The following is a 22,468-nucleotide window of genomic DNA, read 5'->3' as shown; positions in this document are numbered from 1 at the left end:
GTAATGAGAACGAGGCTACTTGACCGTGGCGGTGAAGCGCACGGTCTCGGTGGAATCGTCGGCGTACTTCACGATCACGGGAATGAAGAGCTTGGATCCCGCGGTGGTGCCCGTGGGAGCGGTCACAGTGGCGGTACCGTCCTCGGCCACGTCCACGGTCCACTCGGTGCCCTCGGTGCTCGGGGCGATGTAGCGGGTGCCTTCGGGCACGGAGCCGCTCTGCGTCACCGTGACGGAGTCGCCGGCGGCCACCTCCACGTCCTCGTAGGCTGGGGTGGTCTCGGGGGCCTCGGCCATCGGGTTCGTTGGGGCGCCGACGGTGGCGTGGAACACCACGTAGGAGGTGGAACCGTCGGAGTAGGTGGCCTTGATGGGCACCCACACGCCGGTGCCGCGCTTGGCCTCCCCGGCCTTCACAGTGAGCTTGCCGGTGGTGGCGTCGATGGCAAAGTCCATGCCGGCGTAGGAGTCGTACACCAGCTCGAAGGTGGCGCCCTCAAGGTCACCCCCCTTCACGGTGAGGTCCTGGCTGGCCTCCTCGCCGAAGGGCACCTCGAAGTCCTCGTAGCTCAGTTCCAGGTTCTTGCTGGGGGAATCCTCGCCGGCGGCGGCCTTGACGGGCACCTTGTACTCCTTGGTGGTGCCGTCGGGGAACACCGCGATCAGGCCCATGGTCCAGGTGCGGCCAATCTGGGCGTCCTTGGGGAGGGTGGCGGTAACCACGCCCTGCTCGTCCACCGTGAAGGTCCAGCCGTCCTTGTTCTGCTCGTTCATCACGAACTTCGTGCCGGAGGGGATGGTCCCCTCGACGGTGGGCGTGATGGTGGCGGAGTCCCCGGGGGCGACCTCGGTGAACTCCTCGGGGTAGGAGAAGGTGACGTCGTCGCTGGGGGAGGTCCTGCCCTTGACCACGGTGGCCACGACGTTGATCTCGGAGTAACCCGAGCGGGTGAGTATCAGCACCGGCAGGGTCAGGGTGGAACCGGGGCGGCGGGTCTCGTCGGCCTTGATGGTCAGTGTGCCGGTCGCCTTATCGACCCGGTATTCCCAGCCATCGACCTTCTCGGTGGGGACGCTGAACTTGGCGCCGGGCACCTCGCCCTGGATTTCGAACTCTTTCTCGCTGTTCCAGGGGATCTCCACCTTGTTGTCGGTGCCGTAGCTCGCGGAGCTGTTTGCGGCGTAGGTGGTGATCGCCGGGGTCTTCTCGTCGGCCTCCGGGGTGGCGGCGACCTCGGTGACCTCCGCAGCCTCCTCGGCGGTGTCCCCCTGAGTGGTCTCAAGGATCTCGACGTCGGGGGTAACGTCCTCGGCGCCGGCCAGGGGAACGGCGACGACGGAGCCGGTCAGTGCCAGGGACAGGGCTGCGGCGGAAATGCGCTTGCGCATGTAGTTTCTTCCTTTGGGATCGAATTAAAAGTCGAGGTTCTCAGAAGAGAATGATAGACGTCAGACCTAAGGCTTGTCACGCCGAAGAACCTGATGACGGGGCCTAAGCGTTGAGATCGTGCAGAATATCTGCTACTACGTGGGAAAACACATCGTTGTCCTGGGTGAGCGGGCGCAGCGCGCGGATATGGTCTTGCACGGTTGCGGCCATCTGCGTGACGTGATGGTGCAAAGGTACGCCGCGTAGGCGGGCGCTCGTGGTGGCCGCGCAGGCGGCGAGGGCGGGGTAGCTGCGAACCCGGGAATCGGTGCGGGCGCACACCTCGTCGGCAATAAGCACCATTTGTTCGAAGCTCAATCCCCTCATGGGTGCAGGCGTCGTTCCGCGTCGAGGTACTCCCGCAGCGATTGTCGGGCGAGCTGGGCCACGCGGGTGTCGTCGAGCAATGTCGCGGCGGCGGAAATGATAGCCCGGGTGGCGGCCTCCTGCTTGCTGCACCCCTGCGCCCGGGCGAGCAGGGTGAGGGCGCGATCCTGTTCGGCGCTGAGCCGGAGTGTCATGGCCATAGATCCGGGATACCACAGGAGCGAGCGGCCCGGCTGATGCGCGGCGCGCGTCTTACTCTCTTCGGCAGTGATACCGCATTGGTATCACTGCTTTTTCCGATGCTGCCAGCGGGCGCTGGGGGCGGTAAACTGGATCGTCGAACAATCATCGCTAAGAAAAGGTGAGTATGAGCGACGATCTCTTTGATCGCATCCACCCCATCGACATCAACGAGGAGATGCAGTCGAGCTACATCGACTACGCGATGTCGGTGATCGTGGGGCGCGCCCTGCCCGAGGTGCGCGACGGCCTCAAGCCTGTCCACCGCCGCATCCTCTACGCCATGTTCGATTCCGGCTACCGCCCGGAGCGCGGCTACGTGAAGTCCGCCCGCCCCGTCTCGGACACGATGGGGCAGTTCCACCCGCACGGGGACAGCGCGATCTACGACACCTTGGTGCGCCTGGCCCAGAGCTGGAACATGCGTTACCCGTTGGTGGACGGCCAGGGCAACTTCGGTTCCCGCGGCAACGACGGCCCCGCCGCCATGCGTTACACGGAGTGCAAGCTCACCCCGTTGGCCATGGAGATGGTGCGCGACATCCGGGAGAACGCCGTGGACTTCTCCCCGAACTACGACGGCAAGACGATGGAGCCGGACGTGCTGCCGTCGCGCGTGCCCAACCTGCTGATGAACGGCTCTGGCGGCATCGCCGTGGGTATGGCCACCAACATTCCCCCGCACAACCTCAACGAGTTGGCCGAGGCCATCTACTGGCTGCTGGACAACCCCGAGGCGGGGGAGAAGGAGGCCCTGGAGGCGTGCATGCGCTACGTCAAGGGGCCGGACTTCCCCACGGCGGGGCTCATCGTGGGCGACCAGGGGATCAAGGACGCCTACACCACCGGGCGCGGTTCCATCCGCATGCGCGGGGTGACCAGCATCGAGGAGCAGGGCAACCGCCAGACCATCGTCATCACGGAGCTGCCCTACCAGGTGAACCCGGACAACCTGGTGTCGAGCATCGCGGAGCAGGTGGCCAACGGGAAGATCGCCGGCATCTCCAAGATCGACGACGAGACCTCCGACCGCGTGGGCCTGCGCATCGTCATCACGCTCAAGCGCGACGCCGTGCCGCGCGTGGTGCTCAACAATCTTTACAAGCACTCCCAGCTCCAGACCAACTTCGGCGCCAACATGCTCTCCATCGTCGATGGCGTGCCGCGCACCCTGCGCCTGGATCAGATGCTGCGCAACTACGTGGCGCACCAGATCGACGTCATCGTGCGCCGTACCCAGTTCCGCCTGGAGAAGGCCGAGGAGCGCGCCCACATCTTGCGCGGCCTGGTCAAGGCCCTCGACGCCCTGGACGAGGTCATCGCGCTGATCCGCCGCTCCGCCACCGTGGACATCGCACGGACCGGCCTGATGGAGCTCCTCGACGTCGACGAGGTGCAGGCCGATCACATCCTGGCGATGCAGCTGCGCCGCCTGGCCGCCCTGGAGCGGCAGAAGATCATCGATGAGCTCAACGAGGTCGAGGCCGAGATCGCGGATCTCAAGGACATCCTCGCCTCCCCCGCCCGCCAGCGCGGCATCGTTCACGACGAGCTGGCGGAGATCGTCGAGAAGCACGGCGACGAGCGTCGCACGCAGATCGTGGCGGCCTCCGGCGACGTCTCCGAGGAGGACCTCATCGCCCGGGAGAACGTGGTGGTCACCATCACCTCCACCGGCTACGCCAAGCGCACCAAGGTGGACGCCTATAAGTCGCAGAAGCGCGGCGGCAAGGGCGTGCGCGGTGCGGAGCTAAAGTCCGACGACGTGGTGCGTCACTTCTTCGTGTGCTCCACGCACGACTGGATCCTCTTTTTCACCAACTTCGGCCGCGTGTATCGACTCAAGGCCTACGAGCTGCCCGAGGCCTCCCGCACCGCCCGCGGTCAGCACGTGGCGAACCTGCTGGAGCTTCAGCCCGAGGAGCGCATCGCCCAGGTCATTCAGATCCAGTCCTATGAGGACGCCCCCTTCTTGGTGCTGGCCACCGCGCAGGGGCGGGTGAAGAAGTCCCGGTTGGCGGATTACGAGACCAACCGCTCCGGCGGGCTGATTGCCATCAACCTCGGCGAGGGCGATCGCCTCATCGGTGCCGCCCTGTGCGGGGAGAACAGCGACCTCCTGCTCGTCTCCGAAGAGGGCCAGGCCATCCGCTTTACCGCCGACGACGAGCAGCTGCGCCCCATGGGCCGCGCCACCGCCGGCGTGAAGGGCATGCGCTTCCGCGGCGAGGATCAGTTGCTGGCCATGTGCGTGGTCAGCGACGGCAGCTACCTGTTGGTGGCCACCTCCGGCGGCTACGGCAAGCGCACCGCGATGGAGGAGTACAACTCCCAGGGACGCGGTGGCCTGGGCGTGGTGACCTTCAAGTACACCCCCAAGCGAGGCAAGCTCATCGGCGCGATCACCGTGGATGACGACGACGAAATCTTCGCCATCACCTCCGCCGGCGGCGTGATCCGCACCGAGGTCGCCCAGATCCGTCCCTCCTCCCGTGCCACCATGGGCGTGCGCCTGGTGAACCTGGAGAAAGACGTGGACCTGCTCGCCATCGACCGCAACGTGGAGGGCGAGGGGGAGCAGGAGGCCACCGCCGTGGCTACCGGCAAGGTTGGCGGCCCCGTGCAGCAGCAGGACGCCGCGCAGACCCGCCGCGGGGTAGAATCTGATTCCGACTCCGGCGCTCCCACCTCCGACGGCGAAGAGTAGAGGAATAAACAGATGGCATACAGAGAAGTAGTGGTATCGCGCATACCCCCCATGGCGGCCTTCCGCGTGGCGCTGGCGCTCTCCCTCGTGGCGCTGGTGGCCTGGATCCTGTGCGTGATGCTCCTCTACATCGGGCTCGCCGCCGCCGGAGTGTGGGACAGCCTCAATGCCGTGATCGGTGGGATCGGCGGCGAGGGAATCATCAACTTCGGCATGGTCATCAGCGTGTCCGCGCTGGTGGGGGCCCTGGGTGCCATCCTCGCCACGTTGCTGGCCCCGCTGTGCGCGGTGATCTATAACGCCGTGGTGGATCTCTTCGGCGGCCTGGTCGTGGAGGTCGAGGACATTCGCTAGGGCCGGATCGCCGGTGTGACCTGGCGATTTGTGCTCCCGGCGGGCGGGTATGTAAAGTACATACTCGTTCCAAGGGCCTATAGCTCAGTCGGTTAGAGCGCATCGCTGATAACGATGAGGTCGCAAGTTCGATTCTTGCTAGGCCCACCACTAGGGACAATGGGGCATTAGCTCAATTGGTAGAGCATCTGCTTTGCAAGCAGAAGGTCAGGAGTTCGATTCTCCTATGCTCCACAGTGGTTCATGAGAGTCTTACGGAAACCTCCGTGAGGCTCTTTTTTGATCTGTGGAGGGATAGGCGCATGGCGCATACTTTCCGAGACGGTTCTTATTTTGGGAAATGTCCCCACACTGCTGCTTATATTCGCTGTAAAAGAAGCACTCTTTTGCTACTCGGTCCACGGCCCGCCTGGAAAAATCGATGGTTGTGCGTTCACCGCGATGGTTTTACTGCGCCCTTCGCGGATATCGACTAATTCACCCGCCTGTGCATCACCACCCCCGACAACTCTTGGCGATACTTGCACTTCATCGAACGCAGAACAAACAAGGCGTCATCCGCTCCATTCTTACCCAAGCCCACGGAGGGGCCTGATCCGTCGCGCTGACCAGTGGATCTGAAACAATATTCCACCACAAAAAACCGTGACGATCAATCACCATCCTATTCTCCCGTCATCGGCTTTTCCTGCCTGGGGTAAATAATCTACCTAGTTCCTACTTTTTAAACTATGAGGTGGGTTTCCTGGAAAATCTTGTGATAAACCTGTCTAGATAAAAGCCTAAGGCTCAATGTCAAACCTCGAAGAAAATATCTATTAAGAAAAGGAGATCGGCACGAAAGTAGACCGATCGCATATGTCATCGCCGGTACTTGTGTGGTTCCGGAAGCTGTCTCTCAAAGTGACCGCGCTACGTCCTAGCAATTGTGGGGTAAAATTACCGCTTCTTAACCCTGGTCAAGGGCCCACTAGAGGATTTTACGGAACCTCCATCCCTGAGCGGGGTAGAGTGAGGGAAGCCATAGAGAATTCACGAAGGGAGAAATTGCAATGTCTACCCTTGCCATCGCGCTGACCTACCTGCTCGCGGCCGTCCTCGCCGGGGACGCACTGCTTTCTCTCAAGCCGCCCGCGTTTATCTCCTGCTGCCTCACCGGGGTCAATTTCCCCCGGGAATGGTGGTGGGTGTTGATCGGGATCAAGATGCTCGGGGCCCTGGGGCTGGTGTGCGGGACGCTGCGTCACGATCCGGCCATCGCGGCTACGGCTTCGCTCGGGGTGCTCGGATACTTCCTCTTTGCCATCGTGGCCCATGTTCGGGAGCGCTTTCTGGGCAGTGAGTTTTGGCTCAACTGCCTGGGCATGACGGTCCTGAGCGCGGTGGTGGCGGGGATAAACGTGAGCCAGGTGCTCGCGTAGCCAGCCTCAACCCCTGGCGAGAGGCGTGTGGGGGAAAGCCCCTAGCCCACGGTGTCGGCAAGCGGCCTCGCGCGCCTTCTGTAACGATTCAGACCGCCGGGAATACCCTGATTCTCGCCGTGACCTGCTATTACGTTGATAGGTGAGCCTATTACCTTTGGGCAGGCGCGCGGCTGCTACGGCCGCCGCCCTCGCCTGTCTTGTATTGACAGCCTGCTCCGCCACCGGGGGAGCCCCGCGCACCACCCAGGAGGGGGAGGGGGCCGCCGGCACGGTGGACACCCCGCGCCTGGTGGTGGCGATGGTCAGCCACGGGGCCCCCGGCGATACCTTCTGGGACCTGGTGCGCAAGGGCGCGGAGGACGCCGCGCGCAAGAACAACATTGAGCTGCGCTACAGCTCCGATCCCCAGGCCCCCAACCAGGAGAACCTGGTGCGCACCGCCATCGACGCCCACGTGGACGGCCTGGCGGTGACCATGCCCAACCCCGACGCCATCGGCCCGGCGGCCCGCGCCGCCGCCGAGGCCGGCATTCCCACCGTGGGCCTCAACGCGGGCATGGACCGCTACCGGGACTTTGGCCTCACGGCCTTCTTTGGTCAGGAGGAGCGCGTCGCGGGCACCCAGGCGGGTCAGCGGCTGCGTGAGGAGGGGGCGCGCCGCGTGCTGTGCGTCATCCATGAGCAGGGCAATTCCTCTCAGGAGGAGCGCTGCGCCGGCGTCAAGGAGGGCACCCGGGACGCCGAGGTGGAGACCCTCTACGTCAATGGCATGGATCTGACCAGCGTGCACTCCACCATCCAGGCCAAGCTCGCCCAGGATAAGGGGATCGACTGGGTGATGGGCCTGGTCGCGCCCGTGGCGCTCACGGCGTCCGACGCCGCCAAGGCCGCCGGTTCCTCAGCCAAGATCGCCACCTTTGATACCAACGCGGAGCTGGTTCCGGCGATCCGCGAGGGGAATATCCAGTTTGCGGTGGATCAGCAGCCCTATCTCCAGGGGTACATGGCGGTAGACGCCCTGTGGCTGGCCCACCGCAACGGCTCCACCGTGGGCGGCGGGCGGCCCGTCTATACCGGGCCGAGCTTTGTGGACGCTACGAACATCGACGAGATTGCTCAGGTCGCGCAACGGGGGCTGCGATGAGCGCGGCGGTAACCGGAAAAGCGGTGATCCCCGCCGCGCTCGCCCGCCGCCCCGAGGCGGCCGGCCTGGTGGGGTTGGCGCTGGTGGTGGTGCTCTTTAGCGCCCTGGCCCCGGCCATGCGCTCCCTCGATGCGGTCTCCACGGTGCTCTACGCCAGCTCCACGATGGGCATCATGGCCCTGGCCGTGGGCCTGTTGATGATCGGCGGGGAGTTCGATCTCTCCTCCGGGGTGGCGGTGACCAGCACGGCCCTGGCGGCCACCATGCTTAATTACAACTTCTGGCTGAACTCCTGGGTGGGCGCGGGGCTCTCGCTGCTGCTGTCCCTGGCGATCGGCGCCTGGAACGGCTTTCTGGTCACCCGCACGGGCATCCCCTCCTTCCTCATCACCCTGGCGAGCTTCCTCATGCTCCAGGGCCTCAACCTGGCGCTCACCAAGGCCGTGACCGGCCAGGTGGCCACGCCGATCATCTCCGACATGGAGGGTTTTGCCTCCGCCCGGGCAGTCTTTGCCTCCACCATCGGGGTCGGCGGGGTGTCGGTGCGCGTGACGGTGCTGTGGTGGCTGCTGTTCGTGGCCCTGGCCACCGTGGTGCTGCTGCGCACCCGATGGGGTAACTGGATCTTTGCCGTGGGCGGGGACGAATCCGCCGCGCGCGCCTCCGGCGTGCCCGTGCGCCGGGTGAAGATCGGGTTGTTCATGCTGGTCGGTGCCGCCGCGTGGTTCATGGGCATGCACAACCTCTTCGCCTTCGACTCCGTGCAGGCGGGCCAGGGCGTGGGCAACGAGTTCCTCTACATCATCGCCGCGGTGATCGGCGGCTGCGCGCTCACCGGCGGGCGCGGCAGCGCCGTGGGCACTGCCCTGGGCGCGCTGATCTTCGGCGTCATCAACCAGGGCATCGTCTACGCGGGCTGGAACCCAGACTGGTTCAAGTTCTTCCTGGGGGCCATGCTGCTGCTGGCCGTTCTTTCCAACACTGCCGTGACCAAGGGGGCCGAGCGATGAGTATCATTGAGCTCAACGACGTGACCAAGGCCTACGGCTCCGCCGCCCCCGCCCTGAGCGGGGTCAGCCTGACCATCACCCCCGGCGAGGTCACCTGCGTGCTCGGGGACAACGGGGCGGGAAAGTCCACCCTCATTGGCATCCTCTCCGGGCTGCACAGGCCCACCTCGGGCACCATGCTTATCGATTCCGCCCCGGCCGCCTTCGACTCCCCGCGCGCCGCCCTGGCGGCGGGCATCGCCACCGTCCACCAGAACCTTTCGGTGGTGGGGGAGATGAGCGTGTGGCGCAATTTCTATCTCGGGCGGGAGGACACCAACCGCTGGGGGATTCTGCGCACCTCGCGCATGAGGCGGGAAACCCGCCGGGCCCTGGCCGAGCTGGGCGTGACTATCGAGGACGTGGACGTGCCGATCTCCTCGCTGTCCGGGGGCCAGCGCCAGGTGGTGGCCATCGCCCGGGCGGTGCACAGCGGGGCCCGCGTGCTCATTCTGGACGAACCCACCGCCGCCCTGGGGGTGCGGCAATCCGGGATGGTGCTCGACCTCATCGAGGCCGCCCGGGACCGCGGGGTAGCCGTGGTGTTTATCACGCACAACCCCAGGCACGCGGAGCGCGTGGGCGATTCCTTCGTCATCCTGGGGTTGGGGCGGCAAATCCTGGCCGGACGCCGCGGCGAGGTGAGCCTGGAGCGGCTCACCGCCGCCATGGCGGGGGAAGAGGTTTAGTCCTCCTTGCGGTGACGCTCCAGCTGCTCGTCGAGGGAGGCGATGAGATCCTCGCCCTTGGCGGCCAGCTCCTCGCCGCCCGGGGCCTGCTCCTCCTGCTTTTTCTTCTCCTCCTCCGGGGTGGGGGCGGACGACGAGGAATAAATCAGCTCGGACTGCGTGGGCCGTGAGGTGGTGAACTCCTCCAGCCGCGGGGGCATCGGTCCCACCTTGGCGGGCTTGCGGAAGTAGTTCCACAGGGCTCCGGCCAGGCCGCCCAGGGCGCTCAGTGCCAGGATCAGGCCCAAGGCGCGGCGCACCGGGCTCTTCTTATTCTTCTTGCTTTCCTTGCGATCCAGCTTCTTCTGGGCCTTGGCGGTGGCCTCGGCGGCGGCCTTCTCCGCGCGGTGCTTGGTGCGACGGCTCATCTTCTTAGCCTCCTTGGCGTTCTTCTTCTGCGTTTCGGCGGCGGAATCGTAGAGGTCCTTGCCCTTGGATTCCAGGGTCTCCACGGCGTTGTTGAGGCGGCGGCGCGCCTGCCGGGCCACCTTGCCCGCGTTGTCCTTGAGGTTCTCGGCGGCGTCCTCGTAGCCGCGGGAGGCGCTCTCGGCGGCCTCGGCCAGGGCGTCGTAGGCCTCGGAAGCCTTGCGCTCGCGGAAATCGCGGTAGCGACTCCACGCATCGCGGCCGGTGGAGAGGGCCATCTTCATCACGGTGGTGTTCATAGGATCCTAGAATAATCGTGTTGGGCCTCTCATGCGGCAAAAGCGTTACACTTGTTCCCATGAGTTTGAAGACCGCTACCGCGATCCTGCACACGAACCGCGGCGATATTTCGGTTGATCTTTTTGGCAACCACGCCCCGGTGACCGTCGATAACTTCGTGGGCCTGGCCAAGGGCACCAAGGAGTATCGCACCGAGAACGCCTCCGGAACCCAGGAGGGCCCCTTCTACGACGGCGCGGTGTTCCACCGCGTGATCCAGAACTTCATGATCCAGGGCGGCGACCCCACCGGCACCGGCCGCGGCGGCCCCGGCTACATGTTCGAAGACGAGTTCCACCCCGAGCTGCGCTTCGACCGCGCCTACCTGTTGGCCATGGCCAACGCTGGCCCCGGCACCAATGGCTCCCAGTTCTTCATCACCGTGGCTCCCACCCCGCACCTGAATAACGCCCACACGATCTTCGGTGAGGTTACCGACGAGGCCTCGCGGAAGGTCGTCGATGCGATCGCTACCACCGCTACCGACCGCATGGACCGCCCCACGGAGCCCGTGGTGATCGAATTCGTGGAGATCGTGGAGTAATCTTCCGTCGATTCCCCCATCCCGTGCCCGCTGGGCACGGGATTTTTCTTCCCCGCGATACCCTGGGCGCATGAATACTGCGATGGTGAGGCGCTTCTTCCGCGGCGCCCCGGTGACTGCCGTGCTCTGCCTCCTCATAGTGGGAGTATGGATCGCCTCGGCCCTGCACAACGGCTCCCTGGACACCCGCGATGCCTCGATCACCCGCGACGGCTTCCTGCTCGCGCCGCTGGTATCCGCCGGGGAGCCGCTGCGCCTGCTGAGCAGCATGTTCATTCACCTTGACATCGGCCACCTGGCGATGAACACGTTTATGATCGCCCTCATCGGGCGGGAGCTGGAGCGCTCCCTGGGCAGCCTGCTCTTCCTCGCGGTGTACCTGGTCAGCGGTCTGGGGGCCTCTTATGCCGTGGTGGAGATGTCCCCGCTGACGCCCACGGCCGGGGCCTCGGGCGCGCTCTACGGCCTGATGGCGGTGCTGGTGGGTTCCGCGCTTAAGCGCGGCGGAGACATCGTGGCCCCTCTTTCCCTCGTGGGGGTCAATCTGGCCTACACCTTTCTTACCCCCGGGGTGTCCCTGTGGGGGCACCTGGGTGGCCTGCTCACCGGCACGGCCCTAGCCGGGGCGCTGCTACCGCGCTCCGCGAAGATGCGGTACGCCGGCACGGCGGTGGTGGGTGCCGCGGTGCTGGGCCTGCTGTGGCGCTTTGTGGAGAACGGGTTTTATCCACAGCGGTTATCCACACTGTGGATAGTTACGGTCTTGTAATTTACCGAACAGGTAGGTTTGGATGTTCGTGATGTGGCGGTTGTGCCTGGGGAGACGGGGAATTTCTCGAATGGGTGACCGGGTTGTGGAAGTAGTGCACAGAGTTATCCACAGGCTGTGAAATAGTGCTGTGCCTATCCCGGCGGCGTGAGAATATCTTTGGCTACAAGCGTCATTTCGCCCCGGATTCCTGCCTGTGGATGGTTCTCCTACCCGGGGCGGCAGCCGCACCCCTCAGCGCCGCGAGAGGCCGGCGAGGGGCAGAAAAAACCGGCCCCACCCCTCGCACGGAGAGGTGGGGCCGGTGGCGCGGGCGGCTAGTGCCAGCCCATCGTCATGAGCAGTCCCACGATGAATAGGCCAAAGCCCACCAGGTAGTTCCAGGCACTCAATTCCACCATGAGGGGAATGTGCCCCCCGGCCAGGTAATTGACCACCAGCCAGGCCAGACCCAGCAGCATGAAGCCAAACATGAGCACCTTGTACCACAGGGGCGTACCGCCGGCGTTGATCTTCACCGGGGTGCGATCCGCGGTGTTCGGGGTGCCGGCGATGGGCTGGGAAGCGGGCGTGATCTTGGACTTGGGCATCAGTCACCTCTGGGATTGCTGGAAAACGTCGATGGCGCTGGCCGGGGCGGGCGCGCCCTTGTGTGCTGACTGCACAGTCTAGCAGGTGGCATGCCCGCCCCCGGGGCTCGTTAGGGCGCCAGCGCGGTGAGGTCGAACTCGTAGTAGCGCACGGTGATCCGGGCGTCCTTGCGCAGCGTGTGGCCCGCCGGGGGCTCGGTGGCGGCAATCAGCTTGCGGTCGGTGATCAGGCCGGTCTTCACGCCGGAGCCGGAGACCAGGGCGGAATCCGGAGCCGTCCACCCCGCCGCGCGCAGCTTGGATAGCGCCTGCGACTCGGAGGAACGCGTGAGGTCGGGCATCTCGAAGAGCTGACCGTTGGAAACCTCCAGGTGGATCGGGGACCCGGCATCAAGCGTCGAACCCTGCTCCGCCACGGAGAGCACCTTGCCCTCCGGCTCCAGGGAGTCCACGTAGGTGATGTCGGCGTCCAGATCCAGGGAATCCAACGTGGACTGCGCCTGGGCGAGCTGCAGGCCGGTGAGATCGGGCACGCGCACCTGCTTGGGGCCGGAGGAGACCGTCACCCGCACCTGCGCTCCTTTAGACAGCTGCGTGCCGGCGACCGGGTTCTGCTGCATGATCTGGCCTTCGGGCACGGAGTCGGACTCCTCCTCCGTGGCCTGGGAATGCAGCGCTAGCCCCGCGGATTGCAGGGCGGAGGAGGCCTGCTGGAGGGTCATGCCGGTGAGATCGGGCACGTCGGTGAGCTCCTTGCCGGAGGAAACGGTCAGCTGCACCGACGCGCCCTCCTGCAGGGTCGATCCGGCTGCTGGATTGCTGCGGATCACCGATCCCCGCTCGACCTCGGGGCTGGGCTCCTCGCTGGTATCCACCTCAAGGCGCAGCTTTTCCAGGGCCTGCCGCGCCTCCTGGAGCGGCAGGCCGGCCACGTCCGGCACTTGCACCGTGGTGTCGCGCTGCTCGATGGCGGGGGTACCGCTCCCGCTGTGCGAAGATCGATCGTGCAGCAGGTCGTAGGCGAAGGCCCCGCCCACCCCCACGACGATCATCCCCAGCAGCGCGGCGACCCAGGCCGGCCAGCGCGATGTCCTCGTGGGCTTGCGGTGACGCCGCGGCTCCGCGCGAGGGGCGGAGGCCGCGGGGCGGGCGGCGGGGGCGACCTCGGTGGGTGCGGCGGCCGCGGCCGTTTCCGGGGCGTCGGCCGCCCCCGGTTGGGCCGCCACGTGGGAACGCGCGGCCTGCGTGACGGCGTTGCGCGAGAGCAACGCCAGGTCCTCGGCCATGGCCTCGGCGGACTGATAACGATCCGCCGGGTGCTTGGCCATGGCGGTGAGCACCACGGAATCCACGTTCACGGCGGCGGTGGGGCTGAGATCCGCGATGAAGTGCGAGGGCGGTGTGGCCTCTTCCTGCACGTGCTGATACGCCACGGCGAAGGGCGTTTCCCCCTGGAAAGGCGGGGCGGCCGTGAGCACCTCGTAGAGCACGCAGCCCAGGGAATAGACGTCCGAGCGGGCGTCCGCGTTGCGCCCGCGCGCCTGCTCCGGGGAGAGGTACTGGGCGGTGCCGATCACGGCGGCGGTCTGGGTCATGGCCGAGGTAGAATCGTCCAGGGCCCGGGCGATGCCAAAGTCCATCACCTTGACCGCACCGGTGTTGGTGATCATGATATTGGCCGGCTTGATGTCCCGGTGGATGATCCCGGCGTCGTGGGAGGCCTGGAGGGCGTGGGCGGCCGGGATCATCGTCGCGGCGGCCTCGGCTGGGGGCATGGGTCCGTCCTCGCGCACGATCTCGCGCAGGGTGCGGCCAAAGACGCGCTCCATCACGATGTAGGGCACGCTGATCCCCTCGATGGTGGTCTCGCCGGTGTCGTAGACGGCCACGATGGCGGGGTGGTTCAGCCGCCCGGAGTTCTGCGCCTCGCGGCGGAACCTCTCCCGAAAATTGACGTCCCGGGCCAGCTCCATGCGCAGCACCTTGACGGCCACGCCGCGGCCGAGCAGCGTGTCCTGGGCGGCGTAGACATCGGACATGCCGCCGGTACCGATCACCTCGCCCAGCTCGTAACGATCAGCGATCATCGTCATGGCGTATCTCCCTCGGCGTCCTCCGAGACGCGGGCCGGGGCATCGGAGGTAAGCAACCGCACATCGGAATTATCTTCGTTTACCTGCGCCGGGGTATCCGGCGCGTGACTGGTCCGCGGAGCCTCCTGCTCCGGTTCCTCCACCACGGTCGTGTGTTCCCGAACGCTGGCCGCCGGGGAGTCCTGCTCCCGCTCCTCGGTTTCCTCCGGCACGGCCTCGCGGGTGCGGTGGTCCGCGTGCCGCTTCGGCTCCGGTTGCGCGGTGCTCTGCGGCGCCGCCTGGCCGGGATCGTTGCGCTGCGCGGGGGCCCTTTCCTCCACGTACTGCGTGATCACCGTGCTCTCCACCGTGGGGGCGCTCACGGTGGAGCTGCCCGCCGGGGCGGAAGAATCGGCGCCGAAGAAATTCATGCGGTAGAGCGCAAAACCAACCAGGAGCAGCACGGCCAGGGCCGCGGTCACGGCTAGGGCCACGTTGAGACCCTCGCGCTTGGGCGGTTCCGGGGGCTGAGGCGGCTGGCGACGCGCCGGGGGCACGGTCGGGGAGACGACGTGCCGCTTGGGTGCCGCGGCCGGCTGCACCGTGGTGGGCTGGGCCACGGCACCCAGCGCCACCGTGGCCGCCGTGGGGGAGGGTTCCGGGGCGGGCCTGGTCAGCACCGCCGAGCGGGGCTGCGGCGGTCGATTGCCCAGGCGCACCTGGGAGATGGCCTGCGCCATCTCGTTGCCGTTGGTAAACCGCCGCCCCGGTTCCTTGCGCAAGGCGATGCCGATGAGCTCGCGGGTCTGCGCGCTGATGGTGGTCGATAGCGCGGGTGGGGCCTGGTTGATATGCGCCAGCACCACAGACACCGAGGAATCCCCGGTGAAGGGACGCTTGCCGCTGAGCACCTCGTAGCCCACCACGCCCAGGGAATAAACGTCCGAGGTGGAACCCACCTCCTGGCCCTGGGCCTGCTCGGGTGAGACGTATTGGGCGGTGCCCACTACCATGCCGGTGCGGGTCAGCGGCACGGCCGCCGCGGCCTTGGCGATGCCGAAGTCCGTGATCTTGACCTTACCCTCCTGGGTGACCAGCAGGTTTCCGGGCTTGATGTCCCGGTGCACCATGCCCAGGGCGTGAATCGCGGCCAGGCCGTGCGCGGCCTGCTCCATGACGTCGAGGGCCATGGCCTCCGGCAGGGAACCCTCCCGGGAGAGCAGATCCGCCAGCGATTCCCCGCGCACGTACTCCATCACGATGAAGCAGAAGATGGTGCCGTGGGCGTCCGAGACCTCGCGATAATCGTAGGTGTGCACCACGTTGTCCGAGGTGATGTTCTCCGCGGCCTGGGCCTCGTTGCGGAAACGCTCCAGGAACTCCGTGGAGTTGGAAAACTCCGGGCGCAGGGCCTTGATGGCCACCTCGCGGTCGTGGCGGGGGTCGTCGGCAAGCCACACGGTGGACATGCCGCCGTGGCCGATCACCCATTGCAGGCGATAGTCCTGCCCGATGAGGTATTGCAGGCGGTCGCGCTGCTCATCGGGGGAAGGCCCCGAGCGGGAGTGGGGCGTGGAAGCGTTGTGCTGGTTGTCGTCCGTCACCTTCTGATCCTCCTCACTGGGTCGCCTGCAATGCGGCGTTGAGTACGGCGCGCCCCACGGGAGAGGCCACCTTGCCTCCCGTGGCGCTGTGGCCCTGGTGGCCGCCGTCCTTGACCACCACGCCCACGGCCACGTCCGCGCCCTCGCTGGGGCCAAAGGCCACGTACCACGTGTGTGGGGGGGCGCCATCGCCGTGCTCGGCGGTGCCGGTCTTGGAGGCGATGTCTTGGCCAGCGTAGCCCACCGTGGAGCGCTCGGAGGCGCGCATCAGCTCCGTGAGCTGGGCGGCGATCTCGGGGCTCATGGCCTGGTTGAGCTCCTTGGCGTCGATCTTGTTGAGCTCGCGCAGATCCGGGGCGGTAATCCGGGAGACCACGTGCGGCTCCATGCGGGTGCCGTTGTTGGCCACCGTGGCCGCCATCACGGCCGCCTGCAGGGCGGACATGGTGACGTCGCGCTGCCCGATGGCGGATTGGCCCAGGGAGGCGTCGTCGGGCAGCTTGCCCAAGGATCCCGGGGACATGGGAAGGCCCAGGTCGTAGGTTTGGCCGATGCCGAAGGCCTCCGCCGTGTGGCGCAGGGCATCGGCGCCCACGTCGATGCCCATCTGCACGAAGGCGGTATTGCAGGAGAGCGCAAAGGCCGTCTGTAGGGTCACGTCTCCGCCGCCCGCGCAGGCTTGACCGGCGTAGTTGGTCAGGGTCTGCTCGGTGTGGGGCAGCGTGATCTCCGCGGCCCCGGTCAGCGTGCTCTGCGCGGAATAGCCGGCCTCCAGGCCCGCCGCCGTGGTGATGATCTTGAAGATCGAGCCGGGCGGCAGCGTCTCCTGCGTGGAGTGGTTGAGCAGGGGATTGCCGGGATCGGCGTTGAGCTGCGCCCACGCCTCCTGGGCGGTCTGCGGGGCCACGATAGCGTTGGGGTCGTATCCGGGGCTGGAGGCCATGGCCAGAATCTCCCCGGTGGAGGGGCGGATGGCCACCACGGAACCCTCGTAGCCGTTATTGACCAGCTGCTCGTAGGCCACCTGCTGCACCTCGGGCACCAGGGTGAGTTCCACGTTGTTTCCGGTGGGGTCGGCCCCGATGATCTGATCGAGGACCCGGCCGGGGGTGACATCCGTGCCGTTGAGGATGCCGTTGTAGGTGGATTCGATGCCCGCGGCCCCGTACACATCGGAGAGGTAGCCCACCACCGGGCTAAACGCCACGGGAGCGGCGTCGTAGCTGCGGTGATACAGGCCGTCCTCGTCCTGGTAGGAGGAGGCCAGCACCTGGCCTCCGGCGGTGATCTGGCCGCGGGGGATGGACTTGATCTCCAGGAAATTGCGCTGGTTGAGCGGGTTGGCGGCGTACCGATCATGGCGGAACATCTGGATCACCGTGAGGTTGATCAACAGCACCAGGATCAGCAGCAGCGCAAAGACCGACGCGAAGCGAATGGAACGATTCACCTAACTCACCTTCCCCACCGAGGGCATGTACCCGGTGCTATCGGCCTGCCCCGCGGTCCCCACCGGGGGCAGGTGAGCCGAACCGTCCGTGGACTCCGCCGGGACGGCGGTGGGCCTGCGCGCGGAATCGGAGATGCGCAGCAGGATGCCCAGGAGCATGTAATTGGCCATGAGGGAGGAGCCGCCGGCGGACATGAACGGGGTGGTGAGGCCGGTCATGGGCATCAGCGCGCTGATGCCGGCCACCACCACAAAGACCTGGATGGCGATGGTCAAAGACAGCCCCGAGGCCACCAGCTTGCCATAGGAATCCCGGGCGAGCAGGGAGGTGCGGAAACCGCGCGTGATGAGCAGGGCGAAGAGGATCAACACCCCGGACAGCCCCACCAGGCCCATCTCCTCGCCCACGGCGGCAAGGATGAAGTCCGTCCACACCACCGGGATGATATCCGGGTGACCCTGGCCGATCCCGGTGCCGGTGATACCCCCCCAGGACATGCCGAAGAGGGAATTGGCCAGCTGGAAGCCGGAGTGATCGTAATCCGCGAATGGGTCCATGAAGTTACTCACGCGGGCCTGAATCTTGGCGGAGAACAGGTACACCCCCGTGCCGCCGACGATCACCAGCACCACGCCGATGAGCAGCCAGGACACCCGGCCGGTGGCCAGGTAGAGCATGCCCAAGACCGTGGCGAACAGGAGCAGCGCCGGGCCGAAGTCGTTGGTGCCGGCCATGATGACAATCGCGATGGCCCACACCGCCAGGATGGGCGCGAGATCGCGCAGGCGCGGAAAGGAAAGCCCCAGGAAGCGGTACCCCGCCACCGTGAAGAGCGCCCGCTTGGTCACCAGGAGCTGGGCAAAGAAGAGCAGCAGCAGGATCTTGGAGAACTCGCCCGGCTGCAGGGAGAACGGACCGAGGGTGATCCAGATACGGGCGTCGGCGTCCTCGGGCTGCGGCCATACCAGGGGCAGCGCTAGGAGCACCAGGCCCACCAGGCCGAGCAGGTAGGAATACCGCGATAGCGAGCGGTACTCGCGCAGCAGCGCCAGCACCAGGATCAGCAGCACCACGCCCACGAAGGTCCACAGCACCTGGCGGGTGACCAGGGAGGTGCCGTTGGCCTCGTCGATGCGGTAGATCATCACCAGGCCCAGGCCGTTGAGGGTGGCCGTCACCGGCAGCATGATCTGATCCGCGTGCGGGGCGGTGAGGCAGAGGGCGACGTGGGCGGCCAGGAAGATCACCGCGAACCCACCGATCACCCAGGCGAGCTCCGCGGTAAGGCTGTTGCCCTGGGATAGCTCCAGGTTGATCAGCATGGAGGAGACGAAGAGCGCGGATAATAGCAGCAGGCCCAGCTCCGTGCGGCGGGAGAAGATCCGAGACAACGCCACTTACTCCACCTCCCGGCACTGCACGCCCGGCCTGGTGAGCTCCTCATCCCGGGGCCGCGCGGGCGCGGCGGTCTCGGCGGGGGTGCTCGTCGGGGTGGCGGTGGCCGACGAGGTGGGCTGGGTCTCGGCGCTCTCGCGGCGATCGGCATCCTCCGGGCGGAGGGTGACGCAGGCGGGCAGGGCCTGATCCGCCAGGCGGCGCAGCTGCTGATTGACCTCCTCGTAGGTGCCGGTCGGCATGGCGGTCACGGAGGAGCGCACGGACTCCGGGAGGTCCCGCAGGCGGAAGCGGTGGCAGTCCTGATGGGCGCCGGGCTCGGTGAGCTGCACCGAGGCGTCCTCGCTCAGGCAGGCGTGCTGATAGATCTCGTGCAGATCCTTGCCCAGCACGGTGTAATTCAGGCCGCGTTCCACCACGATGGCGGCGCTATCGCCCTGGCCGTCGGTGGCCAGGAAATAGTTCTCCTTGGCGGAATGGGAGACCCACCAGCCGCCCGAGATCAGCCCGATGATGGCCACCAGGGCGACGATGAGCCCGCCCCAGCGCCATGCCGAACTGCGGCCCGAGCTCTCGTCCTGCTCCGGGTCCTCGGCGGCCTCCGGGCCCTCGGGGGCGCCGCCCGGCGGCTGGGCGCTGACCTGACCGTCCGGGGAGACGGTGGCCACCTTGGTGCGCAGTGCGGCTGCCCGCCCGGCGGCGGTATCCGGGTGGGAGTCCTCGCCGGACTCCCCGCACAGCGCGCCGCCGGTGGCCGGCTCGGTGGGCAGCGCGGCCAGCGCCTCGTCGTCGAGGAACTCCGCGTCCACCACGTCGGCCACCACCACGGTCACGTTATCGGGTCCGCCGGAGCGCAGGGCTAGCTCCACCAGGCGCTGGGCGGCCTCGGCGGGGGTGCCCTCGGCGAGGGTCTCCTCGATGGTGGCGTGCGTGACGGGGTCGGAAAGTCCGTCCGAGCACAGCAGGAGGCGGTCGCCGGGGTGGGCGTCCAGGGTCGTGAGGGTGGGCTCCACGTCGCGGCCCGTGTAGGCCTTGAGGATGAGGGAGCGCTGCGGGTGCGTGGAGACGTCCTCTGGAAGCAGGCGGCCCTCATTGACCAGCGATTGCACGTAGGTGTCGTCCACCGTGATCTGTTCCAGCGCGCCCTTGCGCAGCCGATACCCACGGGAATCGCCCACGTGGCACAGGCCCAGCTCCCGGCCGTTGAAGGCTAGGGCGGTAAGCGTGGTGCCCATGCCCTGCGTCTCCGGGCGGGCCCCCACCTCGTCCGCGATGGCGCGGTTGGCTTCGTCGGCACCGGCGGCCAGCAGCGCCAGCATGTCGTTATCGCCCATGTCCTGATCCAGGTGTTCCAGGTGGGTGATCATGATCTGCGAGGCCACCTCGCCCGCGGCGTGCCCGCCCATGCCGTCGGCCAGGGCCAGCAGGTGCGGCCCCGCGTAGGCGGAATCCTCGTTGTTCCCGCGCACCAGGCCGCGATCCGAGGCCACCGTGTAATTCAAACGCAGCATTATGGCACCAACCTCACCGTCGTTCGGCCCACGCGTATCGACGTCCCCGTGTCTACCCGCTCCGGTTGATCGATGCGGGTCCCCGCCACGAACGTGCCGTTGCGGGAATCCAGATCCTCCACAAACCAGTCCGAGCCGCGCCGGAACAGCCGCGCGTGCCGGGCGGAGGCGAAATCATCCCCGAGCACGAAGTCGCAATCCGGGCTGCGGCCCAGCACCACCTCGCCCACCGAGGCGATCTCCATGTAGGAGCCCTGAAGCGGCCCCTCCACGATGGTGATCTGGTGCGCCGGGGCGGCCTTGCGCGGCGTGGGGGTCGTACTGCGGCGGCGGGAAGACCCGGCGACCAGGGCGGTGTCCCGGCGCATGGCGCGTAGGGCCACGAGGATCAGGAGCCACAACAGCACCAATACCCCGATGCGGAACCCGGTGAGGACGAGTGAGTCCATGAGTGCTCTCCTTGGGTATCAGTTTTGTTGCGGCCAGACGATGCGCACTTCGATATGGGAATGGCCGATGGTGATGATGTCGCCATCGGCCAGCAGCCAATTGTCCACCGGGGTGTCATTGACCGTGGTGCCGTTGGTGGACTCAAGATCCACGAGCACCGCATCCTGCCCATCCCAGGTGATCTCCGCGTGCTGGCGCGACACCCCCGTGTCCGGGAGGCGGAAATCGGCGTCGTGGGAGCGGCCGAGGATATTTGAGCCCTCCTGCACCAGATAGGTGCGCGAGGAACCATCCTGGAGCAGCAGGCTCACCGTGGGGTGATCCGGCTGCGGCCTCTGCTGTTGCGCGGATCCGACCTGCTGGCGTGGGATGAACTCCGTGGCGGCGTTGCGGTCGGCCGGGTCGGGCTGAGGCTGATTCATCTGTTTTCTTTCCTTCGCGGTTGCGGCGGTGGTCGATGTTGCGGTGGGGGGTGCGGTGCCCTTCGGCACCTCGATCCAGTCGAAGCCGCTGCGCTGATCGGGGTCGGGATCGGAATAGGACGACGCCCGCATCTGGCCGGTGCGCATTCCCGACTCCTCGGCGATCCGCACCACCATCGGGCCAGGAAGCGCCAGGCCCTCATTGCGGCAATAGCGGCCCATCCGATCCGCGAAGTCCTCCGGCAGAGCCGGATTGTTCTGGGCGAGATTGCGCACATCGCTCTGGGATAGGCCCACCAGAAACACGTTCGGTGCCTCTGGGTGGCCAGCCGTGGTCACCACGTTGTCCTGGATCTCCTGCTTGAGGAGCTCCTCGATCTCGGCAGGCACCACGCTGCCGCCGAACACGAGGGCAAAGCCATTGTCCAGACCGCGCTGCATCGCGCTATCGAATTTGGCAAAACGCGCCATGATCGACACGGGCTGACCTCCTCTTGCTTCTCCTTCAACTTTCTGCCCAAAAGCCGCGCTGACCGGGGACATCCTGGTGCAGCTTTGCGACGGCTGACGCCATCTCGGCGAGGGCCCGGGACGCATGGAAGGGCCATCGGTGACCCTGCACGCCCCGCTGAGGCGCACACACGTATTCCCTAGTATACGGGCAAGGGACGGGGGAAGGATAGGCATGACCGTCGGTCACGGGGCGGTGGCGGGGTGGATAAAGGGGGTGTGAACTGCGTATTTGGCATGGTCGGGGCTCTGTGTATAGAGTCTAAGAAGTCGCAAGCGCGGCCACTTGATTTGGGCGAGTGGCGGAATTGGCAGACGCGCTGGCTTCAGGTGCCAGTGTCCTTTTTGGACGTGGGGGTTCAAGTCCCCCTTCGCCCACAGATGAGATCCCACCCGACTCCCAGGAAGGAGTCGGGTGGGATTTTTATGCCTCATGCCGCAGGAAACGTAACCCGAAGGGGTGCCAGTACGCGCGCCGGGGTCCTCATCCGCCGCAGGCGGCACCCCTGGGGGATGTGGTGGCGCGCCGAGCGCGTCGCGAGGTAGCGACGTCGCCGACCTTCGTTGCTTCGCACCATGCCGAGGGGCCCGGCGTTGCACCGCGCTAAGGGGTGCCACTGGCCTCGATCGGTAAAACCCCGACGCGCACTGGCACCCCTTAGCGCGCGGGATAGGCTTGATCTCGTGCCTGTTCATCCCCTTTTCCCCGGCGGCGGTCGCCCGGGCGTGATCCGGGGCAGGGGAGTGGATGCCCAGGGTCGCTGCGCGCACTATCGGCAATCGTGGGACGTGGTGGCCAATCTCTGCGCCACCTGCGGCGCGTGGTGGGCCTGCCACCGCTGCCACGCGGAGGCCGCCGATCACCCCTTCGGCCGGGTGCGGCGGGAGGAAGCCGGCACCGTGTTGTGCGGGGCGTGCGGGCATCACATGGGGTACGCGCAGTACCACGGGGCGGCGGGCTGTCCCCAGTGCGGCCATCCCTTCAATCCGGGGTGCGGGGCGCACGCGGGGCTGTATTTTTGTTAGATTAGGTACCCCCTTAA

21 protein-coding genes and 3 tRNA genes are annotated in these 22,468 nt (G+C 66.6%); 12 read left to right on the top strand and 12 right to left on the bottom strand.

The window, feature by feature from the left end; all coding sequences use genetic code 11:
- Positions 1-15: 15 nt before the first annotated feature.
- The 3 genes from H7347_RS07820 to H7347_RS07810 all read right to left on the bottom strand — a co-directional run bounded on the left by H7347_RS07820 (position 16) and on the right by H7347_RS07810 (position 1,956).
- Positions 16-1,389 carry a YPDG domain-containing protein gene (locus H7347_RS07820; RefSeq protein ID WP_152822968.1) on the bottom strand — a complete coding sequence of 458 codons (1,374 nt, stop codon included), beginning with the start codon at positions 1,387-1,389 and terminating at the stop codon, positions 16-18.
- Between the two features lie 103 nt (positions 1,390-1,492).
- A complete protein-coding gene (locus tag H7347_RS07815; RefSeq protein ID WP_227659079.1) occupies positions 1,493-1,732 on the bottom strand; it encodes a TetR family transcriptional regulator in 240 nt (79 codons plus the stop codon).
- A gap of 20 nt (positions 1,733-1,752) precedes the next feature.
- A complete protein-coding gene (locus H7347_RS07810; protein ID WP_152822966.1) occupies positions 1,753-1,956 on the bottom strand; it encodes a CopG family transcriptional regulator in 204 nt (67 codons plus the stop codon).
- A 167-nt stretch (positions 1,957-2,123) separates the two neighbouring features.
- Here H7347_RS07810 and gyrA point away from each other — a divergent pair, with 167 nt between their 5' ends.
- The 8 genes from gyrA to H7347_RS07770 all read left to right on the top strand — a co-directional run bounded on the left by gyrA (position 2,124) and on the right by H7347_RS07770 (position 9,363).
- Entirely contained in the window at positions 2,124-4,703 is a 2,580-nt protein-coding gene (gyrA, locus tag H7347_RS07805) for a DNA gyrase subunit A (protein WP_152822965.1), read from the top strand.
- Between the two features lie 12 nt (positions 4,704-4,715).
- Positions 4,716-5,057, top strand: coding sequence for a DUF3566 domain-containing protein (locus H7347_RS07800; RefSeq protein ID WP_152822964.1), 342 nt, complete (start codon positions 4,716-4,718; stop codon positions 5,055-5,057).
- Positions 5,058-5,130: 73 nt separating this feature from the next.
- Positions 5,131-5,207: transfer RNA gene (locus H7347_RS07795), tRNA-Ile, on the top strand.
- Positions 5,208-5,218: 11 nt separating this feature from the next.
- Positions 5,219-5,291, top strand: a tRNA-Ala gene (locus H7347_RS07790).
- Positions 5,292-6,109: 818 nt separating this feature from the next.
- On the top strand, positions 6,110-6,478 hold the full coding sequence (locus H7347_RS07785; protein WP_152822963.1) for a DoxX family protein: 369 nt from the start codon (positions 6,110-6,112) through the stop codon (positions 6,476-6,478).
- 157 nt (positions 6,479-6,635) lie between these two features.
- Positions 6,636-7,625 (top strand): substrate-binding domain-containing protein, encoded by a 990-nt coding sequence (locus H7347_RS07780; RefSeq protein WP_152823030.1) that lies wholly within the window; start codon positions 6,636-6,638, stop codon positions 7,623-7,625.
- The gene (locus H7347_RS07775; protein ID WP_152822961.1) at positions 7,622-8,635 is read left to right on the top strand and encodes an ABC transporter permease; all 1,014 of its coding nucleotides are present in this window, start codon (positions 7,622-7,624) and stop codon (positions 8,633-8,635) included. Before H7347_RS07780 ends, H7347_RS07775 begins: the two co-directional genes overlap by 4 nt.
- Positions 8,632-9,363, top strand: a complete 732-nt coding sequence (locus H7347_RS07770) for an ATP-binding cassette domain-containing protein (RefSeq protein ID WP_152822959.1) — start codon at positions 8,632-8,634, stop codon at positions 9,361-9,363. The genes H7347_RS07775 and H7347_RS07770 overlap by 4 nt, the downstream gene beginning before the upstream one ends.
- Here H7347_RS07770 and H7347_RS07765 read toward each other — a convergent pair.
- Positions 9,360-10,067, bottom strand: coding sequence for a hypothetical protein (locus tag H7347_RS07765; protein WP_152822957.1), 708 nt, complete (start codon positions 10,065-10,067; stop codon positions 9,360-9,362). The two genes, H7347_RS07770 and H7347_RS07765, sit on opposite strands and share 4 nt — an antisense overlap.
- 59 nt (positions 10,068-10,126) lie before the next feature.
- Between H7347_RS07765 and H7347_RS07760 the strand changes: the two genes are divergently transcribed.
- Entirely contained in the window at positions 10,127-10,651 is a 525-nt protein-coding gene (locus H7347_RS07760; RefSeq protein ID WP_186337379.1) for a peptidylprolyl isomerase, read from the top strand.
- A gap of 70 nt (positions 10,652-10,721) precedes the next feature.
- Positions 10,722-11,420 carry a rhomboid family intramembrane serine protease gene (locus tag H7347_RS07755; RefSeq protein WP_152822953.1) on the top strand — a complete coding sequence of 233 codons (699 nt, stop codon included), beginning with the start codon at positions 10,722-10,724 and terminating at the stop codon, positions 11,418-11,420.
- Between the two features lie 317 nt (positions 11,421-11,737).
- On the opposite strand, the gene crgA is transcribed toward H7347_RS07755, so the two are convergent.
- From crgA to H7347_RS07715, 8 genes are all read right to left on the bottom strand, one after another.
- Positions 11,738-12,010, bottom strand: coding sequence for a cell division protein CrgA (gene crgA / locus H7347_RS07750; protein WP_152822951.1), 273 nt, complete (start codon positions 12,008-12,010; stop codon positions 11,738-11,740).
- Between the two features lie 110 nt (positions 12,011-12,120).
- Complete coding sequence (gene pknB / locus H7347_RS07745) at positions 12,121-14,103, bottom strand: Stk1 family PASTA domain-containing Ser/Thr kinase (RefSeq protein WP_152822949.1); 1,983 nt, start codon at positions 14,101-14,103, stop codon at positions 12,121-12,123.
- Complete coding sequence (locus H7347_RS07740; RefSeq protein WP_152823029.1) at positions 14,100-15,608, bottom strand: serine/threonine-protein kinase; 1,509 nt, start codon at positions 15,606-15,608, stop codon at positions 14,100-14,102. Before H7347_RS07740 ends, pknB begins: the two co-directional genes overlap by 4 nt.
- A gap of 91 nt (positions 15,609-15,699) precedes the next feature.
- Positions 15,700-17,136: a penicillin-binding transpeptidase domain-containing protein gene (locus tag H7347_RS07735; RefSeq protein ID WP_186337377.1), complete on the bottom strand. Its 1,437-nt coding sequence runs from the start codon at positions 17,134-17,136 to the stop codon at positions 15,700-15,702.
- Complete coding sequence (locus H7347_RS07730) at positions 17,137-18,528, bottom strand: FtsW/RodA/SpoVE family cell cycle protein (RefSeq protein WP_152823027.1); 1,392 nt, start codon at positions 18,526-18,528, stop codon at positions 17,137-17,139.
- 6 nt (positions 18,529-18,534) lie between these two features.
- Positions 18,535-20,043: a PP2C family serine/threonine-protein phosphatase gene (locus H7347_RS07725; RefSeq protein WP_152822947.1), complete on the bottom strand. Its 1,509-nt coding sequence runs from the start codon at positions 20,041-20,043 to the stop codon at positions 18,535-18,537.
- A complete protein-coding gene (locus H7347_RS07720; protein WP_152822945.1) occupies positions 20,043-20,492 on the bottom strand; it encodes an FHA domain-containing protein in 450 nt (149 codons plus the stop codon). The genes H7347_RS07725 and H7347_RS07720 overlap by 1 nt, the downstream gene beginning before the upstream one ends.
- A gap of 18 nt (positions 20,493-20,510) precedes the next feature.
- Positions 20,511-21,395, bottom strand: coding sequence for a DUF3662 and FHA domain-containing protein (locus H7347_RS07715; protein ID WP_186337376.1), 885 nt, complete (start codon positions 21,393-21,395; stop codon positions 20,511-20,513).
- 323 nt (positions 21,396-21,718) lie between these two features.
- On the opposite strand from H7347_RS07715, the gene H7347_RS07710 reads away from it, so the two are divergent.
- A tRNA-Leu gene (locus H7347_RS07710) sits at positions 21,719-21,803 on the top strand.
- A gap of 306 nt (positions 21,804-22,109) precedes the next feature.
- On the top strand, positions 22,110-22,451 hold the full coding sequence (locus H7347_RS07705; protein ID WP_370513942.1) for a CHY zinc finger protein: 342 nt from the start codon (positions 22,110-22,112) through the stop codon (positions 22,449-22,451).
- Positions 22,452-22,468: the final 17 nt, after the last annotated feature.

This window comes from Corynebacterium sp. zg-331, from assembly GCF_014267345.1.
Lineage (GTDB): Bacteria > Actinomycetota > Actinomycetes > Mycobacteriales > Mycobacteriaceae > Corynebacterium.
Note: the sequence above shows the minus strand (reverse complement) of the source record. Positions and strands in the feature narration are given on the sequence as shown.